The organism is Plantactinospora sp. BB1 (genome assembly GCF_003030385.1).
In the GTDB taxonomy this organism is placed as follows: domain Bacteria; phylum Actinomycetota; class Actinomycetes; order Mycobacteriales; family Micromonosporaceae; genus Plantactinospora.
This window is the reverse complement of the sequence record NZ_CP028159.1, coordinates 2,415,635-2,435,839: the sequence shown is the minus strand read 5'-3', so window position 1 is coordinate 2,435,839 and position 20,205 is coordinate 2,415,635. Positions and strand designations below refer to the sequence as shown.

General features: G+C 72.7%; 18 protein-coding genes and 1 pseudogene. 7 read left to right on the top strand and 12 right to left on the bottom strand.

What is annotated here, in order from left to right; translation table 11 throughout:
• Positions 1 to 80: 80 nt before the first annotated feature.
• Positions 81 to 1,097, bottom strand: a complete 1,017-nt coding sequence (locus C6W10_RS10485; RefSeq protein ID WP_107257904.1) for a PDZ domain-containing protein — start codon at positions 1,095 to 1,097, stop codon at positions 81 to 83.
• Positions 1,098 to 1,279: 182 nt separating this feature from the next.
• Between C6W10_RS10485 and C6W10_RS10480 the strand changes: the two genes are divergently transcribed.
• The gene (locus tag C6W10_RS10480; RefSeq protein ID WP_199853488.1) at positions 1,280 to 2,485 is read left to right on the top strand and encodes a zinc-dependent metalloprotease; all 1,206 of its coding nucleotides are present in this window, start codon (positions 1,280 to 1,282) and stop codon (positions 2,483 to 2,485) included.
• 142 nt (positions 2,486 to 2,627) lie between these two features.
• Here the strand turns inward: C6W10_RS10480 and C6W10_RS10475 are convergent, their stop codons facing one another.
• The gene (locus tag C6W10_RS10475) at positions 2,628 to 3,227 is read right to left on the bottom strand and encodes a hypothetical protein (protein ID WP_107257902.1); all 600 of its coding nucleotides are present in this window, start codon (positions 3,225 to 3,227) and stop codon (positions 2,628 to 2,630) included.
• Positions 3,228 to 3,311: 84 nt separating this feature from the next.
• Entirely contained in the window at positions 3,312 to 3,842 is a 531-nt protein-coding gene (locus C6W10_RS10470) for a M48 family metallopeptidase (protein ID WP_107257901.1), read from the bottom strand.
• Positions 3,843 to 4,357: 515 nt separating this feature from the next.
• Between C6W10_RS10470 and C6W10_RS37930 the strand changes: the two genes are divergently transcribed.
• The 3 genes from C6W10_RS37930 to C6W10_RS10460 all read left to right on the top strand — a co-directional run bounded on the left by C6W10_RS37930 (position 4,358) and on the right by C6W10_RS10460 (position 7,584).
• Complete coding sequence (locus tag C6W10_RS37930) at positions 4,358 to 4,525, top strand: DUF5679 domain-containing protein (RefSeq protein ID WP_165436864.1); 168 nt, start codon at positions 4,358 to 4,360, stop codon at positions 4,523 to 4,525.
• A 225-nt stretch (positions 4,526 to 4,750) separates the two neighbouring features.
• A complete protein-coding gene (locus C6W10_RS10465) occupies positions 4,751 to 5,920 on the top strand; it encodes a hypothetical protein (RefSeq protein WP_234361687.1) in 1,170 nt (389 codons plus the stop codon).
• A gap of 272 nt (positions 5,921 to 6,192) precedes the next feature.
• Positions 6,193 to 7,584: an AarF/ABC1/UbiB kinase family protein gene (locus tag C6W10_RS10460; RefSeq protein ID WP_107257900.1), complete on the top strand. Its 1,392-nt coding sequence runs from the start codon at positions 6,193 to 6,195 to the stop codon at positions 7,582 to 7,584.
• Positions 7,585 to 7,699: 115 nt separating this feature from the next.
• On the opposite strand, the gene C6W10_RS10455 is transcribed toward C6W10_RS10460, so the two are convergent.
• From C6W10_RS10455 to C6W10_RS10440, 3 genes are all read right to left on the bottom strand, one after another.
• Positions 7,700 to 7,957, bottom strand: a complete 258-nt coding sequence (locus C6W10_RS10455; RefSeq protein ID WP_234359501.1) for a hypothetical protein — start codon at positions 7,955 to 7,957, stop codon at positions 7,700 to 7,702.
• 1 nt (position 7,958) lies between these two features.
• Positions 7,959 to 8,324, bottom strand: a complete 366-nt coding sequence (locus C6W10_RS10450; RefSeq protein ID WP_101369728.1) for a WhiB family transcriptional regulator — start codon at positions 8,322 to 8,324, stop codon at positions 7,959 to 7,961.
• A 570-nt stretch (positions 8,325 to 8,894) separates the two neighbouring features.
• Positions 8,895 to 11,063: an ATP-dependent DNA helicase UvrD2 gene (locus tag C6W10_RS10440; protein ID WP_369938191.1), complete on the bottom strand. Its 2,169-nt coding sequence runs from the start codon at positions 11,061 to 11,063 to the stop codon at positions 8,895 to 8,897.
• 141 nt (positions 11,064 to 11,204) lie between these two features.
• Here C6W10_RS10440 and C6W10_RS10435 point away from each other — a divergent pair, with 141 nt between their 5' ends.
• On the top strand, positions 11,205 to 11,450 hold the full coding sequence (locus C6W10_RS10435) for a mycoredoxin (protein WP_107257897.1): 246 nt from the start codon (positions 11,205 to 11,207) through the stop codon (positions 11,448 to 11,450).
• A 59-nt stretch (positions 11,451 to 11,509) separates the two neighbouring features.
• On the opposite strand, the gene C6W10_RS10430 is transcribed toward C6W10_RS10435, so the two are convergent.
• Positions 11,510 to 12,838: an MFS transporter gene (locus C6W10_RS10430; protein ID WP_107257896.1), complete on the bottom strand. Its 1,329-nt coding sequence runs from the start codon at positions 12,836 to 12,838 to the stop codon at positions 11,510 to 11,512.
• 407 nt (positions 12,839 to 13,245) lie between these two features.
• On the opposite strand from C6W10_RS10430, the gene C6W10_RS10425 reads away from it, so the two are divergent.
• Positions 13,246 to 14,220, top strand: a complete 975-nt coding sequence (locus C6W10_RS10425; RefSeq protein WP_107257895.1) for a helix-turn-helix transcriptional regulator — start codon at positions 13,246 to 13,248, stop codon at positions 14,218 to 14,220.
• A 388-nt stretch (positions 14,221 to 14,608) separates the two neighbouring features.
• A pseudogene (locus C6W10_RS10420) lies at positions 14,609 to 14,842 on the top strand (hypothetical protein); the annotation flags it as partial.
• A 285-nt stretch (positions 14,843 to 15,127) separates the two neighbouring features.
• Here C6W10_RS10420 and nudC read toward each other — a convergent pair.
• From nudC to C6W10_RS10395, 5 genes are all read right to left on the bottom strand, one after another.
• A complete protein-coding gene (gene nudC, locus C6W10_RS10415) occupies positions 15,128 to 16,099 on the bottom strand; it encodes an NAD(+) diphosphatase (protein ID WP_199853355.1) in 972 nt (323 codons plus the stop codon).
• Entirely contained in the window at positions 16,096 to 17,421 is a 1,326-nt protein-coding gene (locus C6W10_RS10410) for a pitrilysin family protein (RefSeq protein ID WP_107257894.1), read from the bottom strand. The genes nudC and C6W10_RS10410 overlap by 4 nt, the downstream gene beginning before the upstream one ends.
• Entirely contained in the window at positions 17,418 to 18,731 is a 1,314-nt protein-coding gene (locus C6W10_RS10405; RefSeq protein WP_107257893.1) for a pitrilysin family protein, read from the bottom strand. Before C6W10_RS10405 ends, C6W10_RS10410 begins: the two co-directional genes overlap by 4 nt.
• Positions 18,732 to 18,812: 81 nt before the next feature.
• Positions 18,813 to 19,760: a hypothetical protein gene (locus tag C6W10_RS10400; RefSeq protein ID WP_107257892.1), complete on the bottom strand. Its 948-nt coding sequence runs from the start codon at positions 19,758 to 19,760 to the stop codon at positions 18,813 to 18,815.
• 186 nt (positions 19,761 to 19,946) lie between these two features.
• Complete coding sequence (locus tag C6W10_RS10395; protein ID WP_107257891.1) at positions 19,947 to 20,153, bottom strand: hypothetical protein; 207 nt, start codon at positions 20,151 to 20,153, stop codon at positions 19,947 to 19,949.
• Positions 20,154 to 20,205: the final 52 nt, after the last annotated feature.

The following is a 20,205-nucleotide window of genomic DNA, read 5'->3' as shown; positions in this document are numbered from 1 at the left end:
CAATGACCGGCTCTGATCAGAGCACCTAGACTACGGGGTGTTCCTGAGTCCGACCGGTCCCCCTTCGGGCCTGCGGTGGTTCAGCACTTCGGCGGCTGGCCTCCGGCCCGAATCGTGTCCAGTGCGCTCAGCGCCTCGTCGAGGGTTCCGACCCGGGCCATCGGCAGCCCGGACTGGGCGTTGCGGACGGCCTCCTCGCAATTTCCGGCCGGTACCAGGAAATACTTCGCGCCCGCGTTCTTCGCGCCGACCAGCTTCTGCGGGATGCCGCCGATCGGGCCGACCTCGCCCAGGTCGTTGATGGTGCCGGTACCAGCGATGACCTTTCCGCCGGTCAGGTCCTCGGTCCGGATCTTGTCGATGATGCCGAGCGCGAACATCAGCCCGGCACTGGGCCCGCCGATGTCCCCGAGGTCGATCTTCAGCTCGAACGGGTGCGGTTGCCGCTGCTCGATCTCCACCCCGATCCGGGGCGGGTTGTTGTCGGTGGTCGCGCTGACGATGGTCGCGGTGGCCGGTTTACCGTCCCGGGTGTAGCCGATCTTCAGCCGGGAGCCGGCCGGCCGCGACCGGATCAGGTCGGTCAGGCTGCTCGCCACCACCACCGGCTTGTCGTCGACCGAGGTGAAGACGTCGCCGGCCTTGAGGATCCCCTCCGACGGGCCACCCGCGGTGACGCTCTTGACCACCACCTGCACCGGATAGCCGAGTTCGCGCAGCGCCGCCGTCTCGGCACTGGTCTGCGAGGCGGCGAAGTCCTCCGCGTTGCGCTCCTCCACCTGCTGCTGGGTCTGACCCGGCGGGTAGATCAACTCGTACGGCACCACGGCCTCGTCCGGGGAGAACCAGCCGGCGATCGCGGAGAGCAGCTTGACGTCGGGCTGCACGCCGACCGTGGTCAGCCGGAGTTGTCCGGCCGAGGTCGAGGTCTCCCGGCCGGACACCTGGATCACCTCTTTGTCGTCCTGCCGGCCCAGCGTGTCCACCGTCGGCCCCGGGCCGAGCACGACGTACGGGATCGGGGCGGCGAGTACGCCGATGCTGAGCAGGGCGGTGAGCACCGCGCCGAGCAGAACAGTGACACCGCGACGTCTCATGGCCGCCAAGCCTACCCAGCCGACACCTCCGGGCCGGCCCGCGAACCCGAGGTTCGCCCTCGGCGTGACACCTGGGCAGGCGGCGCACCCCCCGGCGCGCGTACCGTGGACGGGTGCCTGATATTCCGTTCGGCTTCGCCCTGCCGGGTGGCCAGCCGCCCGACCCCAACGACCCGCAGCAGATGCAGCAGTTCATGGCGCAGCTGCAACAGCTGCTCGCCGCGCCGGGCAGCGGCCCGGTCAACTGGGACCTGGCCCGCCAGGTCGCGGCCAGCCAGCTCTCCTCGGCCGGCGACCCGGCCGTCACGCCGTACGAGCGCAACGCCGTCGAGGAGGCGCTCCGGCTGGCCGACCTCTGGCTCGACCCGACCTCGGCACACCCCTCCGGCATCCGCACCTCCGTGGCGTGGAACCGGAACGAGTGGATCTACAAGACGCTGGACGTCTGGAAGAAGCTCTGCGACCCGGTGGCCGGGCGGATGGTCGCCGCGATGGGCGACCTGGTGCCGCCGGAGGCCCGGGCGCAGCTCGGCCCGATGCAGTCCATGCTGACCACGCTGGGCGGGGCGCTCTTCGGCGGCCAGCTCGGCCAGGCCCTCGGCTCGCTCGCCGCCGAGGTGCTCTCGGCCGGCGACATCGGCCTGCCGCTCGGCCCGGCCGGCACGGCCGCGCTGCTGCCGGCGAACATCCGGGCGTACGGCGAGGGCCTCGAACTCCCCGAGGACGAGGTACGCCTCTACGTCGCCCTGCGCGAGGCCGCGCACCAGCGACTCTTCCAGCACGTACCGTGGCTGCGCGGGCACGTCCTGACCACCGTCGAGATGTACGCCACCGGCATCACCGTGAACCGGGAGGCGATCGAGGAGGCGATGGGCCGACTCGACCCGATGAATCCGGAGTCGGTGCAGGCGCTCTCGGTCGAGGGCATCTTCACCCCGGAGGACACCCCGGCGCAGAAGGCCTCGCTGGCCCGGCTGGAGACCGCGCTGGCCCTGGTCGAGGGCTGGGTGTGCCACGTCGTCGACACCGCCGCCGCCGAACGGCTGCCGAACGTGAACCGGCTCTCCGAGGCGTTCCGGCGGCGCCGGGCCGCCGGTGGTCCGGCCGAGCAGACCTTCGCGGCGCTGGTCGGGCTGGAGCTGCGCCCCCGGCGGCTGCGCGAGGCCGCCGCGCTCTGGGCGGCGCTCACCGAGCACCGGGGCATCGCCGGTCGGGACGCGCTCTGGGGACACCCGGACCTGCTCCCGGCCGAGGAGGACTTCGCCGACCCGGACGCCTTCGCCCGGTCCCAACTCGACCTCGGCGACCTGGAGGACTTCGACTTCGGCAAGCCCGCGGCCGAGGACGACTCCGGCGAGCCGGGCTCGGAGCGACGCGACCCGGAGTGACCCGGCACCCCGGGGCTCGACAGCGGCGTGTCCCGGAGCCCCGGGCAGGCATGGACGGTGCTGTCCGGAGCTCCGGGCAGGCGTGATCGGTGCGGGTGACGGTCCGTCGGGGCCCGGGTGGCGGGCGGCGGGCGTCCCGGCGTCAGCCGCCGAGCAGTACCCGGGTGGTGTCCCAGCCCTCGACCGCCGGATCGAGCGTCGCGAGGTCGGCGGGGCCGCGGAGCCGCCGCCAGCCCGGCGTCACCGCGACCTCGGCCGGTCGCGGTGCGGCACCGCGCACCAGCTCCGCCCCGGCGGTGTCGAGGTCGAGGTCCGGCAGCCAGTCCGGTGCGGGTAGCCGGGTCGCCAGCCCGAGCAGTCCGGCGCCGGGGTTCGTCGCGGGGGCGACCGCGACGGGGCGGCTGGTCAGCGGGCGGAGCAGCTTGCCGAGGATCAGGCCGGGCACGTCGGGTGCGTCGGCGACGAGCACGGCGGCCTGGTCGTAGCCGTCCCGGGTCGCGGCGTCGAGCGCGGCACCGACCTGGTGGGTCGGCAGGTCGTAGACCGGCATGCCGGGCCAGGCGACCGCGTCGGCCAGCGCGCGGTCGGCGGCGGTGACGGCGATCGCCGGCTCCACCTGGGCCAGCGTGGCGACCAGGTCGACGGCGTCTTCGGCGAGTGCCGAGCGCCAGCGGGCCGGGTCGGTCCCGGGCGGCGCCCAGGCGACGGGTCCGAGCATCACCACGATCACACGGCGGGTCACCCGCCGACCTTACCGAGCTTCCGGGCCGGCCACCCGGCCCGGCCGCACCGCCCGTCCGGGCCGACCGGGCGCACCGGTACGGGCTCAGTCCGGCAGGACGATCCCGGTGGTCGCGGCGACGCCCTCCAGATAGCCCCGGGCCCGTTCCGTCTTCGGATAGCGCCCGACCAGTTCCCAGAACCGTGCGTTGTGACTGGGCACGACGAGGTGGGCCAACTCGTGCAGCAGCACGTAGTCGATCACCCACTCCGGCATCTCCTGGATCCGGTGCGAGATCCGGATGGTCCGGTCGGCCGGGGTGCAGGAGCCCCACCGCCCGTTCTGGTTCGTCACCCACCGTACGCTGGCCGGCACCGCCGCCCTGCCGTGCTCACTCAGATAGCGGTCGATCAACCGGCGGGACCGGAGCAGCAGCTCCTCGTCGGAGCGCCCGAGCCGCTCCTCCCGGGCGGCGAGCCGGGCGAGCATCCGATCCACCCACTCGGTCTCCTCGGCGCGGGAGAACTGGTCGGGGATGAGGACGACGACGCGCTCGCCGTCCCGGTAGGCGGACACCGTCCGGCGCCGACGCTGACTGCGCCGTACCTCGACGACCGGCTTCCGCAACCCCGCCATTAGCGGCCCGCGCAGCCCCGGGTTTCGTTCACGATGGAAAACTAATGCTTACTGACCAGGTCACCGCAAGAGTCAACCCATAGATAGCCGCCGGAAAAATACCGGTTAGCGGCGAGCCGTCCGGAAAAAATTCATTGCGGTGATCGCCCGCACGTCCATGATCGGCCCCGCTCGCCCCTCGCGGCGGCGTACGGGGCGAGCGTCGGAGGCAACGGTAAACGATCATCCGCCGACCTCGCCAGGCCCCCCTGATCAGCGATCTGACGTGGTTCATCCGGCGTGTCCCTGCGAAACTGACTTATCCGACCTATTCCGGCATGCACACTCTGGTCGTCGGCTTCCTCACAGTGTCGACAGATTGCTGACATGGAACTGCCCAGACCTGGGTAGGGTCCGCGGACCGGCGGTCACATCGGTGACCGCGGAGAAACCCCAGCGCTGGCGCCTACGTGGCCGCCCGCCGCCGGGCGCACGTCAGGCTCGCGAGAGCCGGCGGATGAGACGAGGAGGGCACCGTGGCCGAGAAGGCCCAGACCTACAACGGGTACTGCGTGAAGTGCAAGGAAAAGCGTGACTTCGAGGGCAACGTCGAGGTTTCCAAGACGGGCATGAACATGGCCAAGGGCAAGTGCCCGGTCTGCGGCACGACCGTCAACCGGATCCTCGGCAAGGCCAAGGTCTGATCATCGAGAACCACGCGGAACTGCGGGAAGGGGTGGCCGAGCGCCACCCCTTCCCGCTTTCACTGTCGCGCTACGGACACCCGGCGTGATGTCCGCGCGACGACAAAAGTTACCGATCGGTTGTGGATAACACCCCAGATCCTGTGGATAGAGCAGTGCACAGCCCCCAACCGCTGTGGACAACCGCTGCCCGCCCGCACCCGCGCGGTGACAGCGTGTCGCTCCATGACCCGAAGCGTGCTGCCCCGCCCGACCCTGCTGCCCGGACTCGCCCGACTCTGGCGTGACCGACACACCCTGCAACTCGGCCTGGACCCCCGGCGCGCCGTCCTGATCGAGGTCGCCGACCCGTCCGCCGCCCGGCTGCTCGACCTGCTCGACGGCAGCCGCAGCGAGCGGGCCGTCCTCGACCACGCGGAAACGATCAACGTGTCCCGCGACGACGCCCGTACCCTGATCGACACCCTGCGCGCCGCCGGCCTGGTGGTCGCCGCGCAGACCCTGCTCCCCACCGACCTGCCCGAGCCGGCCCGGCAGCGGCTCTCCGCAGAGGCGGCGGCGCTCGCCCTGCACGGCCGGGACTCGCCGGGCACCCCGGCCCAACTCCTCCGGCGCCGGGCGGCGGCCCGGGTCGTGGTGACCGGTCAGGGCCGGCTCGCCGCCCCGGTGGCGGTGACCCTGGCCCAGGCCGGCGTCGGTCAGGTGCACCCGGACCTGCGCGGCCGGGTCCGGCCGGCGGACACCGTCGGGACCGGACTGCTGGCCACCGACGTACGCCGGCCCAGCGCCGCCGCCGTCGTGGACGCGATCGCCCGGTCCGTGCCCGGCACCATCACCCGAGCCGTCCGACGCGGTACCGCCGACCTGGTGGTCCAGGTCGGGGCCGACCGCCCCGCCGGACTCCTCGCCGCCGGCTACGCCCAGCACCGGCAGGCACACCTGCTGCTGACCATGCGCGACGGCGTCCCGGTGGTCGGCCCACTGGTCCGGGCCGCCGGGTCGCCCTGCCTGAACTGCGTCGACCTGCACCGCCGGGACCGCGATCCGGGCTGGCCCGGCCTCGCCGCCCAACTGGCCGCCGGTGACGGCCAGGAACCCTGCCTGACCGCGACCCTGGTCACGGCGGTCGGGTACGCGGTCGGCGAGGTCCTCACCTTCCTCGACGGCGGTACCCCGGAGACGGTGGGCGGGGCGGTCGAGGTGACCGGTACCGGACGACTGCGCCGCCGCACCTGGCCGCCGCATCCGGCATGTGGCTGCACCCGACGGCGGCGCGGTACGCCGTCCCGCCCGGCGCCGCACCCACCGGAAGCCCCGCACCCACCCGAAGCGCCTCGCCCACCCGAAGCGCCGCACCCACCGGAAGGGCCGGCCGGGTGCCCGGGTCCCGGCTGAGAGCGTGCGGCGGACGTGCCCGGCACCCTCCACGTCGGCCCCGGTCCGGGGCCGGCGCCGGAACCGGCCGAACCGCCCGAGCGGGACAGAAGTGGACCGTCTCCCACGGAGCGGACCCGCGCGACGGGGCCGCCCAGTAGGGCACGGCGCGGGACGCGAGGTCGGATTCCGGCGCCCGGATCAGGTCCCGGCCGGTCGACGGCGGCGAGGACGTGGCCTGAGCCACCCGCCGACGGCGGACCGGATCTCGTCGAGTCGGTAACAATGATCTGGTGACCGACATCCCGCGCCGCGCCGTCTCCCGGACCGCCAAGCTCGCCGCACTGCCACTCGGCTTCGCTGGCCGGACCGTTCTCGGCGTCGGCAAGCGGGTCACCGGCCTCGCCTCCGAGGTGATCTCGAACGAGATCCAGCAGCGCACCGCCGAGCAGCTCTTCAGCGTGCTGGGCCAGCTCAAGGGCGGGGCGATGAAGTTCGGGCAGGCACTGTCGGTCTTCGAGGCGGCGCTGCCCGAGGAGGTCGCGGCACCGTACCGGCAGGCGCTGACCAAGCTCCAGGAGTCGGCTCCGCCGCTGCCGGCGGCCAGCGTGCACAAGGTGCTCGCCGAGCAGCTCGGGCCGGACTGGCGGTCGCTGTTCGTCGAGTTCGACGACAAGCCGGCCGCCGCGGCCAGCATCGGTCAGGTGCACCGGGCGATCTGGAAGGTCGAGAGCGGCAGCACCCCGGCCGTCCGGCGACGCGGTGCGAAGGCGGCGGCCAAGACGGGTACCCCGACCCCGGCGGGTCGGCCGGTCGCGGTCAAGGTGCAGTACCCGGGTGCCGGACCGGCGCTCCTCTCCGACCTGAAGCAACTCTCCCGGCTCGGTGGCATGTTCCGGGCGATCCAGCCGGGCCTGGACATCAAGCCGCTGCTCAACGAGTTGCGGGAACGGATCAGCGAGGAGCTGGACTACGAACTCGAGGCGGAGTCGCAGCGGGTCTTCGCCGCCGCGTACGCCGACGATCCGGAGATCTTCGTACCGGGTGTGGTCGCCGCCTCGCCCCGGGTACTGGTCACCGACTGGGTCGAGGGCACCCCGATGTCGGCGATCATCGACTCGGGCTCCGAGAGCGAGCGGGACCAGGCCGGCCGGCTGATGGCCACCCTGCACTTCTCCGCCCCGATGCGCGCCGGACTGCTGCACGCCGACCCGCACCCCGGCAACTTCCGGCTGCTGCCGGACGGGCGACTCGGCGTGATCGACTTCGGTGCGGTGGCCCGGCTCCCCGGCGGGCACCCGGAACCGATCGGTCGGCTGGTCCGGCTCGCCCTGGCCGGCGACGCCGAGGCGGTGGTGGCCGGCCTGCGCGAGGAGGGGTTCATCCGCCCCGACACCCCGATCGACGCCCAGGCGGTACTCGACTTCCTGATGCCGATCCTGCAACCGCTCTCGGTCGAGGAGTTCCGGTTCACCCGGGCGTGGCTGCGGGTCGAGGCGGCCCGGCTGGCCAACCCGCGCTCCCCGGCGTACCAGCTCTCGCGGCAGCTCAACCTGCCGCCGTCGTACCTGCTGATCCACCGGGTGACCCTCGGCTCGATCGGGGTGCTCTGCCAGTTGGAGGCGAAGGCGCCGTACCGGGGCATCGTGGAGCGCTGGCTGCCCGGATTCGCCCCGGTGGCCTGAACCGACCCGGGTACGTCACGGCGCCGGGCCGGCCACGACGGGATTCCTCCCGCCGCGACCGGCCCGGCTGTTAGGTGTCAGGTTCGGACACGTACCGACGGCGTGGGCCGACGGTTCAGAAGCTGCCCAGCTCGCGGGCGGCCCGGCGACGGGCCTCCAGCGCGATCGTGCGGGCGGATCGGGTTGCCTCAGTGCTCGTGGTGCTGCGACCGGCCTGAGGCAGGCGCATTCGAGCCCGTGACAACGCTTCGTGGATGAGATGCATCTTGGTGGCTCCGTCTCGGATGGGCATGGCAGTGATGGTTTTCGACACCGCGGCCATCGCGGTGTTCGGCGCCGATACCAGACCGGCGTTCGTACGGATCGGGTTCATGTCAGGCCGCCAACCGGACCGCGCTGCGCGACTCGGCAAGGCCACTGGCCGCCAGCCGCGCCTGGGCCTCGACCCGCAGCGCCGCGTCCCGGGCGACGTCCTCCTTGCGCGGGCGACCACGGGGCCGCTTGCGCGGAACGACCGCGCCACGCTCGAAGATCTCGCCGCCCCAGACGCCCCACGGCTCCTCCCGCTCCACCGCACCGGCGAGGCACTCGACGCGCAGCGGGCAGTCCCCGCAGAGCGACTTGGCCAGCTCCAGCTCGGCAGGCGAGTCGGCGAACCACAGGTCGGGGTCGAACTTCCGGCAGGGCAGGTTCGCCTCCAGCTCGACGTTCGCGTCGAGGGGGGCCAACGCCAGACTCATCGCCCGGTCACCTCTCTCTCGTTTCGATCTCGTAGATCGCTGTTCCGACTTACTTCGGCAGTGCGGAAATGACTAAGGCCGCGGATCCCGGTGTACGGGGTCCGCGGCCTCGAGGTGAGCCGGCTGGTCTGTGTTAGACCGGTCTCCCTCGAGGTGGAACCCCGCTGACATCCATCCGCTTGACGCCGACACGGATGCCATTGCCCGTGAATCCATTGGTCCCCTGGTGCTCAGCGGACGCGGGTGCCTGAACCAGCTCGGCCTGGGTCAGGACCTGGTGCGCCTGCGAGCGCTGGAGGAGTTCAGTGATCAGCATGCAGCCGACCTCTGACACCTGAGCGGGGGCAGCAGGCAGCGCCCACGGTCGCTGGGTGACATAGGTCGTCCCCATTGGGGCCACCTCCTGACTCTCACTCGTCGCCAACATCGGACTCGTCCCCCTCTTGAACAGCCTGAAAGCCGCCGCTCGCGAGGTGTGCCATGAGGCTATTCCTCCTCCCGGCGCGAGGGCAAACGAATTACGGCGAGAGTTCGGAACTTTCTTCCGACACCCGTCGACCGCCCCTCGGCTCAGCCCGGCGCCGGCTCGGTCGGCTCCTCCGTCAAGAGCACGTCCTGCACGCCGACACCGCTGATCAGGGCGAGCACCGCGTCGCCGTAGAGGGCGACCTTGCGCGGGCCGATCCCGGCGATGGCCAGCAGCTCCGCCGGCCGGCCGGGACGGCGTTCGGCGAGCGCGAGCAGGGTGGCGTCGGTGAAGACGACGTACGCGGGAACCTTCTGCGCCCCGGCGACCCGGGCCCGCCAGTCGCGCAGCCGGTCGAGCAACTCCTCGTCCAGGTCGGACGGGCAGGTGGCGCAGCGGCCGAGTTTCCGGTCCGCGCCGGCCAGCAGGGTCGCCCCGCAGACCCGGCAGGAGACGACCTGGGTACGCCGACGGTCGGGTTTCCGACTCCCGCCGGACGCCTCGACGGTGCGACCACCACCGCCGGAACGCTCGAACTGCGGCAGGAACCGGCACGGCCGCCTGGCCCGACCACCGGGCGAGCGCGCCGAGGCGTACGACAGCCAGAGCCAGTGGCGGGCCCGGGTCACCCCGACGTAGAGCAGCCGGCGCTCCTCCTCCAGCTGTTCGGCCGTCTTCGCGTAGCTGGTCGGCAGCGTGCCGTCGGAGAGCCCGACCAGGAACACCGCGTCCCACTCCAGCCCCTTCGCCGAGTGCAGGGACGCCAGCGTCACGCCCTCGACCGTCGGCACGTGCTGTGTGGCGGCCCGCCGGCCCAGCTCGGCACAGAAGTCCGCCAGCGACACCGGCCGCTCGACCGAGGCAGCCTCGCCGAGCGGCAGTACCACCGGGGTCGCCGCGTACTCCTCGGCGAGCTGGACCAGGGCGGCCAGCGCCTCCCAGCTCTCCCGGGCGGTGCCACCGGGCGGGGGCCGGTCGGGCGCCCAACCGACCGCCGACAGTGCCTCCACCACGGCCGGGACCAGCGGCGTCTCCCCCGGCGTCGAGCGGGTCGCGGAGCGGAGCGCGACCAGCGCCTGCCGGACCTCGGGCCGCTCGAAGAAGCGCTCGGCGCCCTGGACCTGGTACGGCACCTCCGCCTCGGCGAGCGCCTTCTCGTACGCCTCGGACTGCGCGTTGGTCCGGAACAGCACGGCGATCTCCCGGGCCGGCGTGCCGGCGGCGATCAGGTCGCGACAGCGCACCGCCACGGCGGCGGCCTCGGCCGGCTCGTCCGGGAAGATCCGCAGATCAGGCTCGGGGCCCGGCGGCCGCTGCCCGTGAAGTTCCAGCCGCAGCCGTGCCTCGGCACCCCGAGCCTGCCGGATCACCGCGTTGGCGAGCCCGACCACCTGCGGCGTCGAGCGGTAGTCCCGGACCAGCCGGACCACCACCGCGTCCCGGTGCTGGCGGGGAAAGTCGATCAGGTACGCCGAGGTGGCACCGGTGAACGAATAGATCGTCTGGCTGGCGTCGCCGACCACGGTCAGGTCGTCCCGGCCGCCCAGCCAGGCGTCGAGCAGCCGCTGCTGGAGCGGGTTCACGTCCTGGTACTCGTCGACCACGAAGTGTCGGTACTGTGCCCGGATCTGCTCGGCGACGTCCGGGTGCTCCTCGATCCCCCACACCGCGGCCCGGAGCATGTCCTCGAAGTCGATCACGCCGTTGGCCCGCTTGACCTTCTCGTAGCCGGCGTAGACCTCGGCCACCCTGGCCGGGTCGTGCGGCGTCTCGCGCAGCGCCTTGGCCGCCGCGACGACGTACTCCCCCGGCTCGATCAGGGACGACTTGGCCCACTCGATCTCGCCGGCCAGGTCCCGCGCGGCGGCCCGGTCGGTGCGCAGCCCGGCCCGGGCGGCGGCCAGGGTGACCAGCCGGACCTTGCTGTCCAGCAGCTCGGGCATCTCCCGGCCGGCGAGCAGTCGGGAGGCGAAGTAGCGGACCTGGCGCAGCGCGGCACCGTGGAAGGTCCGGGCCTGCACCCCCGGTACGCCGAGCGCGCCGAGCCGGGCCCGCAGCTCGGCGGCGGCCCGGGCGGTGAAGGTGACCGCGAGCACGTGCCGGGCGGCGACCTCGCCGGCCGTCACCCGGTACGCGATCCGGTGCGTGATCGCCCGGGTCTTCCCGGTGCCGGCGCCGGCCAGGATGCAGACCGGCCCGGCCGGAGCGGTCACGGCGGTGCGCTGCTCCGGGTCGAGTCCGGCCAGGATCCGTTCCACGCGCGAGTCAGCCACCACAGGTAGGAATCATGGCAGCCCCTCCCGACGTTGCACCTTTAGCCTGTGCGATCGGCAACCCGTCCGATCCGACGCCCGACCGGGCCGAACCGGTCTGGCCAGGCCGGGAAACGACTGAGCACCGCGGAGGTCTCGACGATGTTGACGATGTATTCCACGTCCTGGTGCGGCTACTGCCACCGGCTCAGGTCACAGCTTGACCGGGAGGGCATCGGCTACACGGTGGTGGACATCGAGCAGGATCTGGCCGCCGCGGAGTACGTGATGAGCGTCAACGGCGGCAACCAGACGGTGCCGACGGTGCGGTTCGACGACGGCTCGGCCCTGACCAACCCGTCGATCGTCGACGTCAAGAAGCACCTGGCCGCGCTCGCCGGAAGCTGACCGGGTCGGCGGTGGGCCCGGCGCGGGCCCACCGCCGCACGGTCCGTTCGACGGGGCGCTCAGCGGGGCCGGGATCCCGAGGTCGGCGACGCCTCCGCCGAGGGCGACGCCTCCGCCGAGCCGGCGACCGGCGGTACGTCGGGCAGGATCACGTCCGGCGCCGGTACGTTCGGCGCGACGTCGGAGCGGGTCGCCGTACCCGGGGCGGGTGGTGCGGAGAGGGCCCGCCCGGCCCAGAGGTACCCGGCCGCCATCGTCATCACCACCGCGATCACCACGAAGAGCAGTCGGTAGTCGACGAAGCCGACCAGCAGCGCGCCGGTGCCGATCGAGATCGCCTGCGGGCCGCTGATCAGCGCCTCGGAGGCGGCGGCGACCCGGCCGAGCAGCGGGCCCGGGGTGCGGCGCTGGATCAGCGTGTTCAGCCCGACGAAGGCGATCGGCAGGCCGAAGCCGAGCAGCACCAGGGCGACGAAGGCCAGCCAGATGGTCGGGTACGCCAGCAGCAGCGCACCGGGCGCGAAGAGCGCCACCCCGACGGCCAGCGCGGCCAGCTCGCCGAACCGGCGTACCACGGCCGGCGAGGAGAGCCCGCCGAGCACCCCGCCGATGCCCTGCACCGTGACCAGCACTCCCACGAAGCCCGGCTCCCGGCCCAGCCCCCGGTCCACGTACGCGAAGATCAGCGACTCGCTGAACCCCATCACCAGGACGGCCAGCGCGGCGCCGACGACCGCCCGGCGCAGCGCCGGCTCGCCGACCATGTGCCGCAGCCCCGCCCCGACCTCGGTCACCCAGCGGAGCTGGGCCGGGCCGGGCGTCCGCTCGGCGATCCGCAGCGCGGAGACCGCACAGGCGGCGGCGACGAACCCGATCATGCCGACCGTCGGCAGCGTCCAGCCGCCCGCCCCGGTGTAGAGGGCCGCCCCGGCCAGTGGTCCGACCAGCCGGAGGCCCTGCTTGACGGTCTGCAACGCGCCGTTCGCCTGGGCCATCAGCTCCTCGGGGACGATCTGTTTGATCAGCCCGTTCAGGGTCGCGCCGAGGGCGACGTAGGAGAGCCCGTACAGGGCACCGACGACGTAGATGATCCAGACGTCGGTACGGTCCCGGACCAGGAACAGCGGGGTGAGCATCACCGCCGTGACCAGGTTGGCGGCGAGGAAGAAGGGGCGGCGGCGGAACCGGTCGACCGCCCAGCCCACGATCGGGGCCAGCCCCATCGGCGCGACCATGGCGAAGATGGTGGCGCCCGCCATGCCGTCCGAGCCGGTCAGGTCCTTCACCCAGACGGCGAGCGCCAACAGCATGATCGACTCTGCCGTCATGCTGAACACCAGTCCGGCGAAGAGCAGCCGGAAGTCGGGGCGACGCAGGATGGTTCGCATGCGAGGGGTCCCTTTCGAGGTGGCGGCGAGCCGCTCGGGGACCGCGGACACCCGGGTTCGACGTGCTCACCGCCGACGGGTGGGGTCGCCGGCGCCGGGTCGCCCGCGGCGGCTGTTCGCCGTACTGGTTGGGGCGCGTTCTCTGCTGGCGTACGGCGGGGGGTCGTGGTTGTGAGAATTCGTCGCAGTCGATGGTGGCGGGGCGGCTGGTAGCGCTCGGAACTCGATCGGCTATCCGACGGCAGGGGGGTGGAAGCGTCCCGGAAAGCCCCCTCCATTTAGACACGCCGTTACCATTCGACGGCACGCCGTGAAGTACGAGCGGCATACTGGACCGCCGGGAGCGCGACCTGGACGGTCCGCACCTGCCCGGCGACGGGCTCGACGGAAACGAGAGCGAGGATCCAGTGCCTCCTGCTCAACCCAGCCCGATCCTGCGGCGGCGCAGGCTCGGCACGGAACTGCGCAAGCTGCGGGAGTCCGCCAAGCTCACCGGCGACCAGGTCATCGAGGCGGTGGGCTGGGCGTCGGCCTCCAAACTGTCCCGGCTGGAGAACGGCCGCAGCCGGCCCGACCTGCGCGACGTCCTCGACCTGCTGGACCTCTACAAGGTCACCGGGGCGCTGCGCGACGAACTGACCGCGATCACCAACGAGGCCGGCGACATCCGGGGCTGGCTGCGCTCGTACGCGACGATGACGCCCCGGCAGCGCGGTTACGCCGAGCTGGAGGCGGGCTGTGCGGAGATCCGCGAGTACAGCCCGGTGATCGTGCCCGGCCTGTTGCAGAGCAAGGGCTACGTCAACCTGCGCATCCTCTCCTCCCGGCAGCTCGTGGACGACCCCGACAGCGACGACACCGAGGATGCCGAGACCGAGGTGGCGGCCCGGATGGCCCGGCAGTCGCTGCTCACCCGCGAGGTCGAGCCGCCCCGCTACCACGCGGTGATCGAGGAGGCGGCGCTCGGCGGCCGGGCCGGGCCGCGCGAGGTGCTGCGCGCCCAGCTGATCCAGCTGCGCAAGCTCGCCGGACTGCCCAACGTGACGCTCCAGGTCCTCCCCACCGAGCAGACCATCGCGGACTGGTACCTGCCGCACACCGGGTTCTCGCTCTACCGCTTCGCCGAGCCGCAGGACCCGGAGACGCTCGCGATCGAGGGGCTGGCCACCAACCTGATGGTGACCGATCCCAAGGAGATCGCCACCTACTCGATGGTCTTCGAGTGGCTCCAGGACGCGGCGCTGAGTCCGGAGGAGACGATCACCTGGTTCGCCGAGACGGCGGCACAGCGCTCGTCGGCTCCCCGGAAGCCGGCCAGCCGTGACCCGGGAATGCCGCCCACCCAGCGCAGTCGCCGCTCCGGACGGCTGACCGAGCAGTAGTTCGCCCCCGATCCGACCCCGGGGCGCCGCCGTGTTCGACGGCGACTCCGGGTTCGGTGTCACGGCCGATCCCGGCGCCTTCCGCCGGTGCCGTACGGATCCGGGTTCCGAGCCGCCGGCTCCCGACGTGGGAGCCGGCGGCTTCGTCGTACGTCGCGGCGGGAGCTGACCCTGCGTGTCGACCGGCGGCGCCCTGACCTCCCGGCCGCCCAAGGGATGTTGACCCTGTGTCACCTGATCGGACGAGCAACTACTCCAATCGGCGCGTTTCACTTGCCCACCGGCCAGGAATGGGTGAACATAACCCGAGGGGACGTGGAAGTTCCACGTAATGACTTCGGTAGGTAATCGCAGGATCATCGTCCGTCACCGGCCTTCGGAGACACCCATGCGGTTTCTAATCGTTCGCACGGATATCCGTGCCGCCGCTGATGACGAGTTGGCCGCTGCCTGGGCGCAGGGGGAGCGCCTCCGCGACGAACAGACCTCTCCGGAACAGCGCCGTCAGATCGTCCGCGCCGAGGACCGGGACGCCGCCCTGCTGCTCGCCCGGGCACTGTCCAGTGTGGGCGCGGTGCGGTCCGGGCGCCAACGGGTCAAGGTGGTCCCGGTGGGCGAGCCCGACCGGCGGCACCGCAACCAGCCGTTCCGGGACCGGACCGCCGACCGGGTCCTGCCCGTGGACGCACCCGGACCGGGCCCGGTCGAGTTCGGCCCGCCGACAGTCGACCCGCAACCCAGGAACCTCGGCCCACAGTCGAGGTTCGGCTAGACGACCGTCGTCGACCGGGGTGGCGTCCCCCGCCACGCACCATGCCTGACCCGGCAACGACGGCCTATGATCTTGGCCCGTGATCGTCGCGGCAACGACGCTCGCGGGCCAAGATTTGTGCGGAACGCTCCCGGGCTACCGGGCATCCTCCAGCCAGCTCCGGATCAGGAACAACGCGATCGACGACGGCGGTGGCAGCGCCAACCGCAGCCCGTCACCGACCTCGACCGCCTCCCCGGCCAGCACCGTGGCGATCTCCCGCCGGCTGAACCAACCCGCGTGCGCGATCTCCGCCGGGTCCAGCCGGATCGGCCGGTCCGGGTCGGCGAGAGCGAAGAAACCCAGCATCAGCGAGGCCGGAAACGGCCAGGACTGGCTGGCGACGTACCCGATGTGATGCGGGACGAGGCCGACCTCCTCGGTGACCTCCCGGACCACCGCGTCCTCGGCCGACTCCCCCGGCTCGACGTAGCCGGCCAGGCAGGAATACCGGCGCAGCCCCCGCTCCGAGCGCCAGGCCGCGTTGTTGCCGAGCAGGCACCGCCCGCCGGGACCGGAGACCCCGTCGTGCACCAGCACGATCATCGCCGGATCGGTACGCGGCCAGAGCTGGTTGCCCGCCTCGTCCCGCCGGGACCAGCCGGCGTCCCCGACCACGGTGGACAGACCCGTCAGTGACGAGTACAGGTGCCGGGCGTGCCAGTTGGCCAGCGCCACCGCCGTGGTGAAGAGGCCGGCGTCCCGGTCGCTGAGCAGGTGCCCGACCTCGCGCAGGTTCGCCGGCCGGGTGCCGGCCAGCTCCGGCAGCGGCGCGTCGACCGCGAAGACCGGTACCCCGTCCGGCTCGACGCCGAGGAAGAGCCGGGCGGCCGGCGCGCTCTCCGCGGCCGCGTCCGGACCGAGCAGAACCAGCTCCGGCCTGCCACCGGCCGAACCGACCAGGCTCCGGCCGCCGTTCGCCACGTCCACCACCAACACCCGGGCCCGCTGCCACGCCTCGGCCAACCAGCCCGGGTCGGTACGCCGGTGCGCGGCCCGGTCGAGCGTGGACCGGGCCAGCGGCGGATGACCCGCCGGCAGGTCCGTCGGCGGTGGACCGGAGGTCACGATCCCGCGGCCTCGGTCCGGACCGGTCCCAGCACACCCAGCGGACCCTCCACCTGGCCGGCGTCGCCGAGCACCACCGTGGCCGCCCGGGCCGGAGCCAGATATTTCGCCGCCGCCGTCGCCACGTCGTCCCGGGTCACCTTCGCCAACCGGGCCGCGTGCTCGGCCAGGAACTCCAGGCGCAGTCCGGAACCGGCGTACGAGCTGGCCACCGCCGCCAGCCCGGCCTGGGTCGAGATGCCGAGCTGGAGGGTACCGAGGGCGTACTGCCGGGCCTGCTCCAGCTCGTCCTCCTTCGGCGGCAGCGAGGCCAACCGGCCCAGCTCGTAGACCGTCTCCAGCAGTGCCGGCCCGGTCACCTCGGTCGCCACCTCGGCGGAGACCATCAGCGTGGAACCGGCGACGGCGTGCTCGATCGACGAGTGCGGCCCGTACGTGTAGCCCTTGTCCTCCCGGATGTTCTCCACCCAGCGGGACGAGAAGTAGCCGCCGAAGACCAGGTTGGCCAGTTGCAGCGCGGCATGGTCGGGATGGGTGCGCGGCACCGCCGGCAGCGCCAGCCGGACCGACGACTGCACCGAACCGGGCCGGTCCACCAGCAGCAGCGGCCCCGGCTCCAGCGCCGGGATCGGCGGCAGCTCACCCGGCGCGCCGTCCCCGGTCCAGCCGCCGAGGGCCCGCTCCGCCGCGTCCAGCACCTTTGCCGGCTGTACGTCGCCGACCAGAAGCAGGATCGCCCCGGTCGGGCGTACCCGGGCGGCGTGCAGGCTGCGCAGCGCCGCCGGCCGGACCGCCTCGATCTGCTCCGGTTCCGGAGTCTGCACCGAGTACGGGTGCTTGCCGTAGATCCGCTTCAGCAGCGCCCTCCGGACCAGGTACGCCGGCAGGCTCTGCGCCATCCGGATCCCGTTGACCATCCGGGCCCGCTCGGTGGCGACCTCGTCGCCCGGGTAGGTGGCGCCGGTCAGCACCTCGGCGAGCAGCTCCAACAGCCGGTCCAGGCCGGTGACCAGGCCGGTGCCCGAGACCAGCAACCGGTCGGAGTCGAGCGCGGTGGAGAGCCCGCCGCCCACCTTCTGCAACTCGGCGGCGATCTCCACGGAGGACATCGTGGCGGTGCCGGAGAGCAGGGTCTGCGACATCATCAGGCCCCGGGCCAGGTGCGCCCGGCCGAACGGCAGCCAGAGCCGCACCTCGACCAGCGGTACGGCCGGCCGGCGCAGGGCGATCACGGTCAGCCCGTTGGGCAGGGTGCGCTCCACCTCGCGGGGCAGCTTGAGCTTGCGGGTCGGCCCGAGCGCGGGCAGCGTACGGACACTCATCGGGCACCTCCACCGGGTACGACCTCGATGGCGGCCCGACGCTCCGGACGCAGCGTGGCGGCGGCCGCCCGTACCTGCTCCTCGGTCACCTCGCCGACCAGCCGGGGCAGTTCGCCGAGCAGCCCCGGATCACCCCGTTGCTGTTCGAGCACGGCCATCTTCAGCGTCCGGCCGAGCGCCGCGTCGGTCTCCCGGAGCAGGTGGGTGGCCATCCGGGCCTGGGTCCGGCCCAGCTCGTCCGGTGCCAGCCCGTCGGTGGCCAGCCGGTCGATCTCCTCGTCGATGGTGCGCAGCACCTTGTCGACCTCGCTGTCGGCCGGCAGATGGGCCTCGATCAACAGTGCGGTCGGGTCCCGGACGTCGTACGGGTCGCCCATCAGCCCGAGGTAGCCGCCGACGCTGACCACCGAGCGGTCCCGCAGTACCAGCCGCTCCACCAGCCGGGACGCGTCGCCGTCGGTGAGCACCTCGGCCAGCACCACGTACGGCAGGTAGCCGGCGAAGTCGCCGATCGGGTCCGGCACCCGCCAGGCCGCCGCCACCGCCGGCAGCGGCGCCAGCCGGTCGGTGTAGGACTCCCGCCGCTCCCCGGTCAGGTCCGGCTCGGCGAAGTCGGGGCGGGTCGGCGCCGGCCGGGCAGGTACGTCGCCGAAGTGCCGCTCGATCAGCGCCGTCACCTCCGCCACGTCCAGGTCCCCGCCGACGGCCAGTACGGCGTTGCCACAGGCGTAGTACCGGTCGAAGAAGTCGGTCGCGTCGGCGATGCTGGCGCTCTCCAGGTCGTCGAAGGAGCCGTACCCGTCGTGCGCGTTGGCGAACGTGTCGAACATGACCGGCGGCAGCCGCAGCCAGGGGAAGCCGCCGTACGGCCGGTTCAGCACGTTGACCCGGATCTCCTCCTTCACCACGTCGACCTGGTTGCGGAGGTTCTCCTCGGTCAGCCTCGGCCCGCGCATCCGGTCCGCCTCCAGGAAGAGGGCCCGCTCCAGCGCGTTGCTCGGCAACGTCTCCCAGTAGTCGGTGTAGTCCAGGTGGGTGGAGCCGTTGAAGGTCCCGCCGGCACCCTGGATGTGCCGGAAGTGCGCCAGCTTCTCCAGGTTCTCCGAGCCCTGGAACATCAGGTGCTCGAAGAGGTGCGCGAAACCCGTCCGGCCCTCCGGCTCCGACCGGATGCCGACGTCGTAGACGACCGCCACGCCGACCACCGGAGCGCTGCGGTCCGGGGCCAGCACCACCCGGAGGCCGTTGTCGAGGGTGAACCGCTCGACCGAATGCTTCGTCGTTGGAATTCTCGATCTTCCCGCCGCCACGCACCGACCCTAGCGCGTCCCGCCACCACCGGTGGTCGGCCTCGGCGTACCTGACCACACCTCCGGCGTGCCGGGCTCGCCTCAGACGGGGCGGACCGAGGCGAGAGCGTGCTCGACCACCCAGTCGAACTCCCGGTGGGTCCCGGGTATCGAGACGTAGAGGACCGCGACGGTCGACCGACCCACGTCGATGCAGGCGACGGCGGCCAACTCGTCGGTGGCCCGCAGCCGTGGCCGGGTGAAGTGCAGCCGGAACACCGAGACCCAGGCCGGCCGCCCGCCCAGCGAGGTCCGCCCGTCCCGGATCGACTCCATCCGGTTCGGCTGCGGGTAGTACTCCGCCCGGACGTCGCCCGCCACCTGCCGGCCGACGCACTCCAGGTCGAAGGTGAGGGCGTCGTTCTCCGCCGCCGGCACCGCCGCCGACAGGATCGAGGCGTGGTAGTCGCTGAACCCGTCGTACTCCCGCTCGGTGACGAAGTGCTGCCCGACCTTGTACGGCACCTCCAGCGTCCCGGCACTCCACACCGTCCGCCACGGCTGCCACGGCGGGCCGTAGGTGGCGTAGGAGATTCCGGCCTCCGGGTCGACGGTCCGCTCCCCGCCGCGCGGCTGCCCCGGCGCGGCCGGCGGGACGACCGGGTCCGGGCCCGGGGCGGTCGGCCCCGGCGACCCGGGTACGCCCGGCGACGGCGCACCGGGTGCGTCCGGCGCCGACGAGCCGGGCAGCGGACACTTCCGGGCCAGCGGCGGCCGTACGTCCGTCGGTGCCGCCGGTCGGCTCCAGAGCGGGTCGACGCCGCCGGACATGGTCAGCCCCAGCACGACGACCAGCCCGATCACGAGTACGCCGCCGGCCGTACCGGCGAACCACCACAGCCGACGGTCCGGACCCGCCGGGCCGGGGGCCGGTTCGGGCGGTTCCGGCGGCGGTGCGGGCAGGCCGATCCGGGTTACGGCACCGGCGGCCCAGGCGGCGCCGGGTCGGCCCTCGGCGCCGTCGGTCCCCCTCGGGACGTTGTCCGGCATCTCCCTAGTGAACACCACCGACCGCCCGGCGAGCCGACCCGCCGACCGCTCGACAACCGGCGGGCAGCCGTACGCCCGACAACCGCCAGGCCACGGCACCCGACGACCGGCAGGGTCGGTGGACGCCCGACGACCGGGTAGGGCCGTCGGCGCTCGACAGCCCGGTAGGGCTGGCGACGGAGGCGGTCAGCCGTCTCCGGCGACCGTCATCTCGATCCCGTCGCCGGAGGTGGCCGGCGAGTGCATCTCGACCACCTCGACCTCGGGCGCCCCGGCGGCCAGGCCGTACCACGGGGTGAACACGACGACGGTGGCGAGGAGCAGACCGCTGACCGCGAGCAGGAGCACCACCAGGATCTCCCGCGTCGAGCCCTGACCGACACGCACGGTCATCGCAACCTCCCCCATCGCGACCCACCCCCGTGGCCGCTGGTTCCCCAGGACA

Excerpts from the sequence above, each read along its gene's own strand:
- C6W10_RS10400 (WP_107257892.1), bottom strand. The coding sequence starts at position 19,760 with ATGCCGGACAACGTCCCGAGGGGGACCGACGGCGCCGAGGGCCGACCC.
- C6W10_RS10430 (WP_107257896.1), bottom strand. The coding sequence starts at position 12,838 with ATGCGAACCATCCTGCGTCGCCCCGACTTCCGGCTGCTCTTCGCCGGA.
- C6W10_RS10455 (WP_234359501.1), bottom strand. The coding sequence starts at position 7,957 with ATGAACCCGATCCGTACGAACGCCGGTCTGGTATCGGCGCCGAACACC.
- C6W10_RS10450 (WP_101369728.1), bottom strand. The coding sequence starts at position 8,324 with ATGAGTCTGGCGTTGGCCCCCCTCGACGCGAACGTCGAGCTGGAGGCG.
- C6W10_RS10410 (WP_107257894.1), bottom strand. The coding sequence starts at position 17,421 with ATGAGTGTCCGTACGCTGCCCGCGCTCGGGCCGACCCGCAAGCTCAAG.
- C6W10_RS10435 (WP_107257897.1), top strand. The coding sequence starts at position 11,205 with ATGTTGACGATGTATTCCACGTCCTGGTGCGGCTACTGCCACCGGCTC.
- C6W10_RS10395 (WP_107257891.1), bottom strand. The coding sequence starts at position 20,153 with ATGACCGTGCGTGTCGGTCAGGGCTCGACGCGGGAGATCCTGGTGGTG.
- C6W10_RS10480 (WP_199853488.1), top strand. The coding sequence starts at position 1,280 with ATGCAGCAGTTCATGGCGCAGCTGCAACAGCTGCTCGCCGCGCCGGGC.
- C6W10_RS10465 (WP_234361687.1), top strand. The coding sequence starts at position 4,751 with ATGACCCGAAGCGTGCTGCCCCGCCCGACCCTGCTGCCCGGACTCGCC.
- C6W10_RS10485 (WP_107257904.1), bottom strand. The coding sequence starts at position 1,097 with ATGAGACGTCGCGGTGTCACTGTTCTGCTCGGCGCGGTGCTCACCGCC.
- C6W10_RS10470 (WP_107257901.1), bottom strand. The coding sequence starts at position 3,842 with ATGGCGGGGTTGCGGAAGCCGGTCGTCGAGGTACGGCGCAGTCAGCGT.